The sequence below is a fragment of the Gimesia fumaroli genome (assembly GCF_007754425.1).
Lineage (GTDB): Bacteria > Planctomycetota > Planctomycetia > Planctomycetales > Planctomycetaceae > Gimesia > Gimesia fumaroli.
In genome coordinates this window covers 4,827,312-4,839,405 of the sequence record NZ_CP037452.1, presented here as the reverse complement: position 1 = coordinate 4,839,405, position 12,094 = coordinate 4,827,312, and the positions used below count along the sequence as shown (strand labels likewise).

11 protein-coding genes are annotated in these 12,094 nt (G+C 50.7%); 1 reads left to right on the top strand and 10 read right to left on the bottom strand.

Annotated features, from left to right (window positions below; all coding sequences use genetic code 11):
* Positions 1–6: 6 nt before the first annotated feature.
* Positions 7–1,803: a translation elongation factor 4 gene (gene lepA, locus Enr17x_RS18240; RefSeq protein ID WP_145311157.1), complete on the bottom strand. Its 1,797-nt coding sequence runs from the start codon at positions 1,801–1,803 to the stop codon at positions 7–9.
* 139 nt (positions 1,804–1,942) lie between these two features.
* On the bottom strand, positions 1,943–2,782 hold the full coding sequence (locus Enr17x_RS18235; RefSeq protein WP_145311156.1) for a hypothetical protein: 840 nt from the start codon (positions 2,780–2,782) through the stop codon (positions 1,943–1,945).
* Positions 2,783–3,319: 537 nt separating this feature from the next.
* Here Enr17x_RS18235 and Enr17x_RS18230 point away from each other — a divergent pair.
* On the top strand, positions 3,320–4,252 hold the full coding sequence (locus Enr17x_RS18230; protein ID WP_145311155.1) for a type II and III secretion system protein family protein: 933 nt from the start codon (positions 3,320–3,322) through the stop codon (positions 4,250–4,252).
* Positions 4,253–4,306: 54 nt separating this feature from the next.
* Here Enr17x_RS18230 and Enr17x_RS18225 read toward each other — a convergent pair whose 3' ends face one another.
* The 8 genes from Enr17x_RS18225 to Enr17x_RS18190 form a co-directional block, all read right to left on the bottom strand.
* Positions 4,307–4,855 carry a DUF4303 domain-containing protein gene (locus Enr17x_RS18225; RefSeq protein WP_145311154.1) on the bottom strand — a complete coding sequence of 183 codons (549 nt, stop codon included), beginning with the start codon at positions 4,853–4,855 and terminating at the stop codon, positions 4,307–4,309.
* A 54-nt stretch (positions 4,856–4,909) separates the two neighbouring features.
* Complete coding sequence (locus Enr17x_RS18220) at positions 4,910–5,545, bottom strand: hypothetical protein (RefSeq protein WP_145311153.1); 636 nt, start codon at positions 5,543–5,545, stop codon at positions 4,910–4,912.
* A gap of 122 nt (positions 5,546–5,667) precedes the next feature.
* Positions 5,668–6,285: a prolyl hydroxylase family protein gene (locus tag Enr17x_RS18215; protein WP_145311152.1), complete on the bottom strand. Its 618-nt coding sequence runs from the start codon at positions 6,283–6,285 to the stop codon at positions 5,668–5,670.
* A gap of 8 nt (positions 6,286–6,293) precedes the next feature.
* Positions 6,294–6,719, bottom strand: a complete 426-nt coding sequence (locus Enr17x_RS18210) for a hypothetical protein (protein WP_145311151.1) — start codon at positions 6,717–6,719, stop codon at positions 6,294–6,296.
* Positions 6,720–6,909: 190 nt separating this feature from the next.
* Complete coding sequence (locus Enr17x_RS18205) at positions 6,910–8,481, bottom strand: ABC transporter permease (protein ID WP_145311150.1); 1,572 nt, start codon at positions 8,479–8,481, stop codon at positions 6,910–6,912.
* Positions 8,478–9,194: an ABC transporter ATP-binding protein gene (locus Enr17x_RS18200; RefSeq protein ID WP_145311149.1), complete on the bottom strand. Its 717-nt coding sequence runs from the start codon at positions 9,192–9,194 to the stop codon at positions 8,478–8,480. The genes Enr17x_RS18205 and Enr17x_RS18200 overlap by 4 nt, the downstream gene beginning before the upstream one ends.
* A gap of 276 nt (positions 9,195–9,470) precedes the next feature.
* On the bottom strand, positions 9,471–10,445 hold the full coding sequence (locus Enr17x_RS18195) for a Gfo/Idh/MocA family protein (RefSeq protein ID WP_145311148.1): 975 nt from the start codon (positions 10,443–10,445) through the stop codon (positions 9,471–9,473).
* Positions 10,446–10,612: 167 nt separating this feature from the next.
* Positions 10,613–12,016, bottom strand: a complete 1,404-nt coding sequence (locus tag Enr17x_RS18190) for a HEAT repeat domain-containing protein (protein ID WP_198000656.1) — start codon at positions 12,014–12,016, stop codon at positions 10,613–10,615.
* Positions 12,017–12,094: the final 78 nt, after the last annotated feature.

Here is a 12,094-nt window from a genome sequence, read left to right as displayed (position 1 = left end):
GCAGCCTTAATCCTTGTCGGTGCGAAGCACGGAGATAAACGCTTTCTGGGGGATGTTAACGCTGCCGAACTGCTTCATTTTTGCCTTGCCCTTTTTCTGCTTTTCGAGCAGCTTTTTCTTGCGCGTTACATCGCCGCCGTACAGCTTCTCGGTGACGTCTTTGCGGAACGGTGCGATCGTGGTTCGGGCAATGACTTCGCCTCCAATGGCGCCCTGAACCGGTATCTTGAATTGATGCCGAGGAATTTCTTTGGCCAGTTGTTCGCAGTAATGCAGTGCCCGCGTTCGCGCTTTTTCTCGATGCACGAGGTAAGACAGCGTGTCGACCGGTTCTTTGTTGACGAGAATATCGACCTTCACGATGTCGGTGGTGCGATATTCAATCGGCTCATAGTCGAACGACCCGTAGCCGCGCGTAATCATCTTCAGCTTGCCATAGAAGTCGAACAGGACTTCGCCGAGCGGCATGACACTGGTGACTTCGATCCGATTGGCAGACAGATAGTTCATCGTCTGGCTTTCTGAACGATGTTCTCTGCAGAGTTCCATAACCGGACCGACGTAGGTCTCTGGGGTCAGAATCGAAGCTTTGATATAGGGCTCGCTGACCGACTCGATTGACGTGGGATCGGGCCAGTAAGAGGGGTTGTCAACTTCGAGCGTGGAACCGTCTCTCAACGTTATATTGTATTTTACCGAGGGGGCGGAGATCACCAGGCCAATGTCAAACTCGCGCTGGATACGCTCTTGAATCACATCCAGGTGCAGCAGTCCGAGAAAACCGCATCGAAAGCCGAAGCCCAGTGCCGCGGAACTGTCTTTATCAAATGTAAGTGCCGCGTCGTTGATCGCGAGCTTTTCCAAGGCCTTTGTGAGTTCCACGTAATCGCCCGTGTCCATGGGATAGATGGAAGAAAAGACGACCTGTCGGGCTGGCTGGTAGCCGGGAATGGGCTCTGCGGCTTGTCGATTCAGCAGAGTAATCGTATCGCCGATCTCAATGTCCTGCACACTTTTGACACCAGCAACAATATAACCCACCTCACCGGCGCTGAGCTGTGGTTTGGGATTGAGTTTCATCTGGTTAAAGCCCACTTCATCGACAGTGAAGTCGCGACCGGCGTGCATGAAGTGGATCGTATCGCGCGGCTTGAGCGTGCCTTCCATGATACGACACTGCAGGATTACGCCGCGAAACTTATCAAAGTTTGCGTCAAACACGAGTGCCTTCAGCGGCGCGTCCGGATCGCCCTTTGGCTCAGGCAACTTCTCGACGATGCCCTGTAGTACGTCCTCAATGCCGATGCCATTTTTGGCAGAGATCGGGATCGCTTCGAACGGATCGAGCCCCAATTCTTCATCAATGGCCTCTTGTGCCCGTTCGATATCCGCGGCCGGAAGATCGATCTTGTTAATCACAGGCAGCAGAGTCAGATCATGCTCTAACGCCAGATAGAGGTTCGCTACCGTCTGGGCTTCGACGCCTTGTGACGCATCGACCACAATCAAGGCGCCTTCACAGGCCATCAACGACCGCCGGACTTCATGCGAGAAATCGACATGGCCCGGCGTATCGATCAGGTTCAATAAATAGTCTTCACCATCCGGTGTCCGGTAATCAAGGGTAATCGAATTACTCTTGATGGTGATGCCCCGTTCGCGCTCAATATCCATCGAGTCGAGCATTTGTTCATGGAGTTCACGTTGGGTCACGCCTCCACAGGTTTGAATGAGCCGGTCGGCGAGCGTGGACTTGCCATGGTCAATATGAGCGATGATGCAGAAGTTTCGTATATGTTTCATCGCGTAGTTCTAACAGAAAGCAGCAGAAAAATACAACCGATACGGCAGTCGGTGAGAATTGCGGTGGAGCAACTCATCATTTTACAAACCGGTGGGCTTTTTTATTTTCCTCACTGATACATACTGCTTCTTGCTAGTTTTACTTACCCTTGTTGACGGTACTGCTTTCCTCAAGCGCCACGACTACTGTTGAATCCGGTTTCTGCAAAATAATTCGGTATCCCGAATCAGACTTCGGTACAATTAAGTATACGATAAGGCTTTTCGGAAATTCTTTTGATTGTATGCGGTAGATTTCTCTTCCCAACTTGAGAGGATCGGCCAGCCGTAATCGCTGCAACTTTACCTTAAGGTGTGTATTTGCGATTTCGGTGCATCCTGTCCGATCACCAAATTTGTTCAGCGAGCAAGTATTCGGATCGAGCGACAAATCAATCATTTTCTCGTCTGCAAGTGTGCCGATAAGACTGATGAACCTAAATCCGTTCCCTACTTCTGTACCGAAATCTAACGGGACGGTCTGGTACGTGGAGTCTAGCCGTTTTCTTTTTCCTGTTTTATTAGAGTCGCCAGGAGATTGTTTCTCTTGCAAAATTTGAACTACTTCGACTCTGTGTATTCCATTGGCATCACGAACCGTCACTTTCTTTACAGCTTGATCCGCTGTAAAATTGGCATGCACTGTAAATAGAGTGATCAACTGAATAACATCCCCGGTAGGACGCTTGATTTTGAAATCAAAAATTGGGGGGAAAACGTCTTCGGGACCAAGCTCCAGGCAATTCTTAAAACCACTCGTTCGATGTACGCCGTTGGCGAAAACAGTTACCGAATCTCCATCCTGAATTGCTGCATACGCCGCAAGACCATGCTGATCACATTCGCCTCCCTTCGCAGGAGAGTTTGATCCCGTTAATAAGATCAGCCCACTAAACATCGTAACTATTGCAGATGAAGTTAATGTCTTTATTTCATACATTCCTCTTCCCCTTTTAGATAAAAGTTCGTTATGCCTATTACTTCAGTGTGCCGATCCGAAACGGCATTTTTACAACTGAATGTCTAAGGGGGTAGGGTTCGATATGGAAATTCCTGCCCCCTGACTATCTGTGATAAGTAAATCTAAAAAAACGGAAACACAACAAAATGAAAGAGGTGTCTATTAGGAAACCGAAAATAGGGTATCCGTCAGATCACAGAATTAGAAATAAAAAATAGAAAAGCAGAAAATATGCAGATTGGGGTGTTCTATGATCTGAAATGGGTTCTCAATCTGACGTTATTTCAGATGTCGGTCCAACGATGAGTTGATCAAAGGGGTATCAAATCGGGGAAGATTCTTATGAGTCGATGATATATTTCCGCGATACTTTGCCTGTACTTTATGTGGCAGCAGACGAGATTCGAGCTGCTGACTGTTACCAAAGACGCGTTCATCGCGTGGCTAGATTTTAACTCATGTTGACACTATTAGGCTGATTTTTCTAGGATGCCCGTGTCATAAGGAGCCTCAAAGATGTTTGCACGCTATACCAGTTTTTTCGCATTGTCGCTATCTCTGGCGACGGTAAGTCTCGGTGCTGATCCTGAAGAGTGCCGTCCGCCGCAGAAACTTCTTCCATCGACCCATGAAAAGAGCCGCCATCTATCGGCCCTGGATCATCTCCGCATAGCGAGGGAGCAACTGGAAGCAGCGGGGCTGGCTGAACAAGCGGTGAAGCTGCAAGAACTGTCAGACCTGCTTAACCAACGCATCCGCCGAGAGCGAACCGAGTTATCACGACAGATGACAGAGCTTCAGAAACAATCGGAACAACTACGACGGCTGATGGGAACGCCAGACAAAATCCTCTGCCGTTGTTGCATTCTTGAACTATCAAGCGAAGCGGCTGCAGAATTTGCAGCGGCAGCGGAACCGGTGAGTTCTACAAGCGGCCCGCAGAGTGATCCCGATCCCACTGTTTCGGTTTATAAGAAGGCAGAGGCAGCCATCCAGCAACTGAAAAAATCGGGTAGGGTGACAATGGTGCATGCCAGTCCGCACATCGTCACGGCTCCCGGCCAACCAGCGACATTTAAGACTGGCGGCGAATTCCCGATCTTGATCCCTGCGGGAGATAATCAAACCTCCGTCGAATGGAAGCCGTTCGGCGTTGTTTGCAAGGTCGAACCACATTTGCTCGACACGGGAAAAATCCAGCTCCTGTTTTCTCCTGAAATCTCGCACCAGGACTTCACGAACGCGGTCAAAGTGAATGACCTTTTGGTCCCCGGTTTAACGGTGCGTCGCGTCAACACACAGGCCGAAATGAACCTCGGGGAAACACTTGTGGTCAGGACGGTTTCGAGTCAGGGAAGACAAAGTCAGGCGGTGAACGCGAAATCTGAAAGCCCGCCTGAGAAAAAGACGGTAACGCTGTTTATGGTGACACCGGTTGCCTTCGATTAGTTGTCAGCTTCACCATGTCAGGCGCGACAGGGGACGAGCTTGTCGGTTCCGCAGCTACGATGGTTCCGCGGCCTCTTCGAGCCAGGCAGCGATTGCCTGAGGCGGATTGAGACGGCGGGCACGTTCTGTGTTGGTGTAATCCGGCGGCATTACTTCCACATTGATGTAGATCGCTTCGCGGTCTTTGCCCCTTCCAAACAGTCCCTCTGAGTCTAGTTGGGCTACCGCCTTTTCCATGGCAGAAAGGCGAAGTTCATACTCCACCGCCCATTCCTGTTCCTCCATTTGGTAGTTCATCAGAGGACGTTTTGCGAATCGCGCGTTGACTAGATCGAAGTACTCCTCGCCATAACAGCAGAAAGGGGAATCCGCGTAGGACCACTTCAAGTATTTACGTTCTGTTTCCGGATCATCGGCACTTGATGCAGCTCTCTCCAAAGCTTCGACTGACCACGCAGCAAGAAAAGGCGCATGCGCTTCTCCAGTGGTAATCAGGGCACAGTAGTAAAAGGTTTCGGGGTGTTCGCGAAAGAGCTGTAATATCGCCTGTCTTCCAGCGTCGGCGATCGCATTGACGAGTTCCTCTTCAGTGGGGGTAGCCATGTTCTCGTCCTCGATCTGAAATGCCTGACTTCGCTGCTTAAGTACATTGTATTGTCAGTTCAGAGTGGAGTCCATCTCTCGCCATGTTCCCACTGCGCTACGAACACTCGTTACGAGCAACTCGTGTCGTTCAGGTTCAACGGCCTGTTGTACCAGGCTGAATACATCCACGACAGCCGTTAGGTTATTGGCCGCTTCCTCCAGCCAGTCACGAACTTGTTCAGAATCCTCGGGCGGATCTCCCCAACCCTCGGGGTCATAGCCGGCGACAAGCCAGGCCATGACTGTAGCATCTCCCAGCGACGTAAGTGCGGTCTGCGGTGGGTTTCTTGTCAAACTCCACCAGAGGTCGCCGAGACGCTGCAAGTCTTTCATTGTTTTTGGACTCTTCAGCCAGATGTGCAATTCTGCAAGAACACGCTCGACAAACTCGACATCCGCACGTTCAGGAGACGTTTCATTCAGGGCAGCCTCAACCGCAGCCACGGCAGCCATGACCGCTGGCTCCTTTCCGATTTTAATCAGAACAGTGGCCCATTCAGCCAACTCTCCAGTAGGTAAATCGCGATCCGGGAACCACAAAGCTTTCTCCAACAGTGCGTCACGTTCTACCAGCGAGAGCTTTGTTTCAAGGGGCTGAGGTGGTTGCCCCAACCTGCCTAATGCGCGATCGATTCGTTCGTAGTCCATTTATTGCAGGAGCCCTTACGTTCGAGCAAACGGTATCGTCGTTTGTGACGTCGAGTTCAATTTCAGTTGAACCGCAGAAAGAGATGGTCGGGTAGATTGATTTGATATCCTACCTTCCTGGGTTACCATTCGTCCTCGTTTTCATCTTCGTAATCATACTCGGCATCTTCGGCTGCGTACATCACGTCCGTGCGCAAGACATACTTGCGGCCGCGCGTTACGGGCTCGCCTTTATGGTGAATGGCATGTTCAAAAAACAAAGCCATTCCCTGTTTCGGTACGACTTTGAATTCATCGAACAATTCTTCGGAATACGAATCTTCGAACGATGTTTCACCCCCCTTGAAGTCATCGTTCAGATAGATGATCAATGTCAAATAGCTCTGTTCGCCATTATCACGTTCGTAGGGAAAGTCTTGGTGCCAGTTGAATTGCTGACCGGGATCGTAGCGGTAGAAACGTAACATTTCATTGACTCCAACTGCAGCACGGTCATCGTACGACTGTGGGATAAAGTCGCGTGCCCGTTCCCACAGCCATTCGGCGAATTCCTCGTTTTGAAACATGACCCGCTCGTTATTGCGGACATCTTTTCGCAAGACCTGACCGCGCGGGCTGGAGACCAGCGCCTCTTCGTATCCAAAATCCTCGCTGATGCGAATGTATTTGTCGCACTCTTGGGGTGTCAAAAAATTCTCGACTGTAAAGACAGAGTCAGTGAGCCAGATTTCTTCGCGCATGCAGCAGATTACTCCTTAGATGTGATTTGTTTTTGTTCCTCGTACCACGGATCTGTGATTTCTATGGCCGCCATCACTAGATTGCAGAGATCGGGCGGTGGACCTTGAGATTCAGAACCGTATTGGAATTTGCAGGCGGATTCCTCCCCATCACTGTTCATGAAACCAACCGTGAGTTGACACGTTTTGCCATTCGGTTCAGGATCAGCATATCCGCCTTCCCATTGTGAGGTTTCGGGCTGAATTTTTGATTTCAGTGCCTCGAACATGTCAGGCGACGATTGCGCGATGAAAAGTTGTTTTTCGTCATTGTCTTCAGCGCCAGTTCCCATTCGGTTGACCGCACCATCGGCGGCAAGCAGGATGAAGAGTACCTGTGCTTCTTCAACGTGCATTGTAATGAAGATACTACTAACATCTTTGGCTGCGAACATGGGGGAATACTCTTCTGAACAGCGAAATCGAATGAATCTGAATGATTTCGGTTAAATCCATTAACGGCAGGATTAGTGGGACTTTGTTTAACCAGGGGGAAATTGTCAAGAGGTTACAGAGGGAGGTGCTATGAACAAGGGGATTCGGATGAAAGCTGGATCATTATAAAGGGAGCAGATTATACACCCCTTAGTCGTGACGCAAGGCGGTTATTGGATCGATGCGGGCCGCTCTGCGCGCGGGCAGGATCGTTGCCAGGGTGGTGACTGCCGTGCTGAAGGCCAGCACCAGCGCCAGCAACCAGAGCGGGAACTCGATCACCTGTTGCTGCCCGAAAGTTTTGTTCAATTCGCTCTCAAGAATCGAAATAGTCATCGATTCGATCGGAATCTTGATGGCCAGACCAATGGCCAGGGCGCAGAGTCCGCCGATCAATCCGATCAGTGCCCCTTCAATCAGGAACAGCATTTGAATCTGTCCCTCGCGGGCGCCCAGTGCCTTCATGATGCCGATTTCCCGCGTTCGTTCGACGACGCTCATGACCATCGTGTTGGCAATCCCCACAGCGGAGATGACTAACGCGAAAATTGCGACCAGGGAGACGATCAGCGTGACCTGACGAACCTGTTTCTGGATCAATTCGACCATCGAGATCAACGAGTATTCGCGGAAGCCCATCTCGCGAATCTGTTTTGACACATCTTTGAGGTGTGACTCATGGTCAACCAGCACCGTCGCACTATAGAAACCTGACTTTTCGACGAACGGGATACGCAACGCAAATTCTGTTGCCGTTTTGATTGGCAGCAGGAACTCGGCGAATTCATCGGTACGACCGAGTTGAACATGGTCGTTCATTTCAGTCTCGGTGGGGCCGCGATAGATTCCGGCGACCGTAAACTCCTGAGTGATCACTCGCTCAATGGGTTCAAAAGCCTGGTCTGGGTCAGCTGCCCTTGACGGAAATGCTTTCTTTAAAACCGCACGCTCCTCTTCAGGCAAAGTTAAAACGTCGATCATGGTCGGGATGCGATCGAGCGCACTGTTTAAGGCGATGATTTCTTCCTTGCTGAACTCCACATCACCTCCACTGCGACGCGAGAGTGAATAGGCGACACCTTCCTCACCATAGCGGTATTCCATCGTCACCTTTGTGCCGATCAGTTCGCGCATCTGAGTATGAGACGTAAATCCCCAGCTCCAGGCGACAAATTCGTTCAGCAGAATGGTATTCTCACTGTCCGACTTAAATGTTTTGCCGACCAGGATGCGTTCGCGCAACACTTCATTGTCGGCTGCGACCGCTGCACAAAATCCCTGCAGTTCGTTCTGACCGCTTACGAGTTTGACGTTTTCTACTACTTGAGGGTGGATGTTTTGCACATGTTTGAGTTCTTCAATTTTCTGTATCCGCTCGCGCGTCAGTCCGACGCTTTCGCTGCCATGTTCTCTCTGCCATTGGCGTATGAGCATTTGACGAATTCGCCAGCGCAGGGCTTCGTCTAATTCGCTATCAACTTCCAGTTCTTCTTCAGGTATCGCATCTTCATCAAACGCCCAATTCCGCTGGACCTCAATCTGTCGCAATTGCTTGTTCATGCTGAAGACCCGCATGATTGCCTCCTGAACGCCGCTGCGTGAGGCCAGGGCGAAGAGCAACATCAGAGAACCAATCACCACTCCAATCAGCGAGAGCGCTGTGCGGGTTTTTTGCCGACGAATGCCCAGCAGGGCCGTCGAGACGATGTCAAGGAATTTCATACGTCGCCCACTCCCGAATCGTGATCCAGCCGGCCATCCAGCATATGCAGCACACGTGTGGAAAATCGATAAGCCAGTTCTTCGTCGTGCGTGACAAGAATCGTCGCCGTTTGAGAATTTTCAGTGAATCGTCTGAGTGACTCAAGAATATCCTCGGCTGTCGAGGAATCGAGATTACCCGTCGGTTCATCGGCTAACAGCAACTCCGGACCGTTCATTAAAGCCCGCGCAATGGCAACCCGCTGTTGCTCGCCGCCCGAGAGTTCGCTGGGGCGATGTCCCATTCGCTCAGTTAACCCCACCGCCGCTAATGCCTCCTGAGCCGCTGCCGTGCGTTCCGCCTTTTCCCTGCGGTCGAAGACCATCGGTAATTCCACGTTCTGCAAAGCCGTGCGCCAGGGGATGAGGTTGTAGGCCTGAAAGATCATCCCCACACATTCCCGCCGATAGTCGGCAATCGCAGTCGCCGAGAGCTCGGAAAGGATTCGTCCCGCTACGCAAATTTTCCCGACCGTCGGCCGATCCAGCCCGGCAATCATATTCAGCAACGTCGATTTGCCCGATCCGGATTTACCCAACAGAGCCACCCGTTCGCCGCGGCTCACGATAAACGAGACTTCGTTGACCGCGTTTACAGCCGGATGTAAATTTCCGTACGACTTCGACACGCTGGTGAGTTCTACGAGTACGTTGTTGTTCGCTTTGTGCGGCATTCATTAACTCGGGGGTTGTTGTTCCGGATATGGACTTTGTGGATTTGCTCAACCTCATCCCAGACTTGTCATTTGAAGCAAGTGTTCATTTTAGCATTGATTTGCCAGAATGTAATGAAAATTATCCAGAAGCAGCTCATTCCATTAAGAAAAGAACCACGGAAAGAAATGAGTGATCAAGAAAGGTGCAACGGTCGTTTTCAGATTCGTTTTCGTATATTGTGCGGCAAATGACGAGTTTCGCGGACATAATATGATGAATCGCCATCCTGCTGCTTAGACAAACGCAGTCAGCTTTTCCATCCAGCGTTGTACCTGCATGGCATCTGAGTAGGTTGCTCCGGTTGGCACTGCTTCCCTGTGACGTACAACTCGACAGAAGCAACGCAACTCTTCAGCCATCATTCCGCTGGGTGGGTTGGCACGCACTTCCAACGCCAGAGGCCAGGAGGCTTCGTTGTCCCAGACAGAGATCGGTCGCGGGTTCGGTTCAATACGGGCAGACCAACCCACACCAAACACTTCCGTTCTGTCAAACCCGCGCGGCGGCATACCTGCGGGAGTTAAATACGAGGCAGCAATCGATGCCACCGGACCCCCGTTCCACTGGAGTTGTGCCACAGCCAGATCAATGTCGCCTGTGTCAGTCCGATGAAATTGGGCACTGAAATGATCCGGTTCCGCACAGTCGAGTAACACCTGTGTTGAATACAGGTCATGTACCATCGCGGCATGTAACGGGTTCTCGCCCGGAAAGTTCTCAACAATGCTCGCTGGTCGATGTCGTACGCAATCAATATAAGAAATCGGACCACGTTCGCGGGCCACCTCCCGCAACTCTTGAAACTCGCTGTTAAACAGCAGGATGTGCCCCAGCATCAGGTTGCTGGAATCGGGCTTCACAAGAGGAGCAAGGCTTTCCGCTTCTTCGAGACTATCCGCAATCGGCTTTTCCAACAGCACCGCTTTGCCACGTTCGAGCAGTTCTCGCGCGACAGACACATGTGAATGCGTCGTACAGGCGACAACCCACGCCTCTGCACCCGATTCCTCAATCGCCTGAGTCAGATTCGTCCAGCCCGGCACATCGGGAAGCTCTTTGCTGATGGCAGCGAGGCTCTCCTGCCGACGCGCCACCACTCCCACCAATTCTGCTTCTGCCAGCCGAGCTAACGTCAATGAATGCAATCGCCCAAACCGACCCAGGCCAATGACACCTATTTTTACGGGCTGAAAACTCTTCGCAGTCATCGGTATTCCTTAGATTCAATTGATGATTTGTCGGCAGAAAGACACATGTTTTACAATACAGAACATGTAATTTCACCATCAAGGCTCAAAGACACGAAAATGAAGGATAGAAATGCAGTCATATTCTGACCGAATACGTCTGGCTTTCACGCACCTGATGCGATCAATTACTTTTTGTTTGACGGCTTGCTCTCCACACCATCAGAAGCATCACTTCCATCGGACTGTTTTTTTATCTTTTCGATCGCTTCGGCTGCAACATCACGTAGATATTCGTCGTCGGAGTTACTCAGACTGATGAGATCAGGAATTGCCGGTTTAGACGCAGCGCCGATTTTTCCAAGAGCAATTGCTGATTCGCGACGGACTCCGAAATGCCACTCTCTTTTTTCTAATAATACGGCCCGCAACGCAGGGACGGCCGCTTTCGCAGGGGGGCCAATCTCACCCAACGCACTTGCAACCGCCTGTCTGAACGACCCAAATTCAGACTCGTCTGGAACTTGCAAAGCGTCAATGAGGGCTTTTATTGCGGCTTCATTACCGATTGTTCCCAGAGCTTCTGCTGCCTCTTCCTGGTAACCTTGTTTCCCCTGTAGAATCTGGAGAAGAAGCGTAAATCCTCGCTTAGCAGAAGGTTTATCTGGGGTGATTCTTACCAGTGCGGCCGACGACCAAATCCGCGTGCGTTCATTTTTGTCCTTTTCCATGAGACGTATTAATGATGGCACCGCAACTACGGCATCTGGTCCGATTCCCGCTAGTGCGCGAACGACATCGATGCGGACCGGCACAGTAAACCCAACATCGGCATAAGAGTCCCAGCGAACCTTTGTCGTAGGTAGCGCCTTAGTCAATTCGTTGACCGCCAATAGCCCTTTAGGGCCGAATTTTTCCAAAGTCCGTGCGGCGGCGGCCATGACGTCGCCGTTGGAATCCTTCAATCCTTCCACAAGGATCGGGATGACCAGCGTTCCTTGAGGATCCGCGGCGTAAAATGATTCCAGGATCTCAGCACGAATAAAATCAGTTTTCTGACTGCGATAGAATTTCTTTTCGAGAATAGGTACTACGACTTTTGGTTCTACTCCCACTTTTACCATTGCTCGAACGACATTCATTTGCACCCAGTGTTCAGGATCATCCAGTGTCCTGGTCAGTGCAGCAAAAGAATTCTTTGCGAGTGGACCGAGTTCACCAAGCGTTCTCGCGGCCATTTCACGAGTTGATTTATTCTTGTGGCTCAATGCTTCAATTAGTGCCGGGACGGCGGCGCGACCGATCCGTACAAGTGCGTCAGATGCAGCATCCCGAACGCGAGGCCCAAAATACTGAATATCGAATTCTGTTGGTGCACCGCTATCATTGAGTGCAGCGATCAGTGGTTTGATGGCGGGCTCTGCTTTCGCACCGATTTTTTTTAATGAGCATGCTGCATCGTACCTCACTTCAGGTTTATCAGACTGTAGTAACGCTACCAATTTATTAACATCATCGGCAAGAGCATCCGTAGTTGATGCGATGAAGCAGATACAAAAGAATAAGCAACATGAACCAGACATGCGAACCATCTCAAAAACCATCCTGATAATTTCGTTTGATCCACTCCTACTCGAAAGCGGTAGGATGTATAAACCAATTAATATAGT

Bases quoted from the DNA above. Each gene is read 5' to 3' on its own strand.
- lepA (WP_145311157.1), bottom strand. From the start codon at position 1,803: ATGAAACATATACGAAACTTCTGCATCATCGCTCATATTGACCATGGC.
- Enr17x_RS18235 (WP_145311156.1), bottom strand. From the start codon at position 2,782: ATGTATGAAATAAAGACATTAACTTCATCTGCAATAGTTACGATGTTT.
- Enr17x_RS18230 (WP_145311155.1), top strand. From the start codon at position 3,320: ATGTTTGCACGCTATACCAGTTTTTTCGCATTGTCGCTATCTCTGGCG.
- Enr17x_RS18225 (WP_145311154.1), bottom strand. From the start codon at position 4,855: ATGGCTACCCCCACTGAAGAGGAACTCGTCAATGCGATCGCCGACGCT.
- Enr17x_RS18220 (WP_145311153.1), bottom strand. From the start codon at position 5,545: ATGGACTACGAACGAATCGATCGCGCATTAGGCAGGTTGGGGCAACCA.
- Enr17x_RS18215 (WP_145311152.1), bottom strand. From the start codon at position 6,285: ATGCGCGAAGAAATCTGGCTCACTGACTCTGTCTTTACAGTCGAGAAT.
- Enr17x_RS18210 (WP_145311151.1), bottom strand. From the start codon at position 6,719: ATGTTCGCAGCCAAAGATGTTAGTAGTATCTTCATTACAATGCACGTT.
- Enr17x_RS18205 (WP_145311150.1), bottom strand. From the start codon at position 8,481: ATGAAATTCCTTGACATCGTCTCGACGGCCCTGCTGGGCATTCGTCGG.
- Enr17x_RS18200 (WP_145311149.1), bottom strand. From the start codon at position 9,194: ATGCCGCACAAAGCGAACAACAACGTACTCGTAGAACTCACCAGCGTG.
- Enr17x_RS18195 (WP_145311148.1), bottom strand. From the start codon at position 10,445: ATGACTGCGAAGAGTTTTCAGCCCGTAAAAATAGGTGTCATTGGCCTG.
- Enr17x_RS18190 (WP_198000656.1), bottom strand. From the start codon at position 12,016: ATGGTTCGCATGTCTGGTTCATGTTGCTTATTCTTTTGTATCTGCTTC.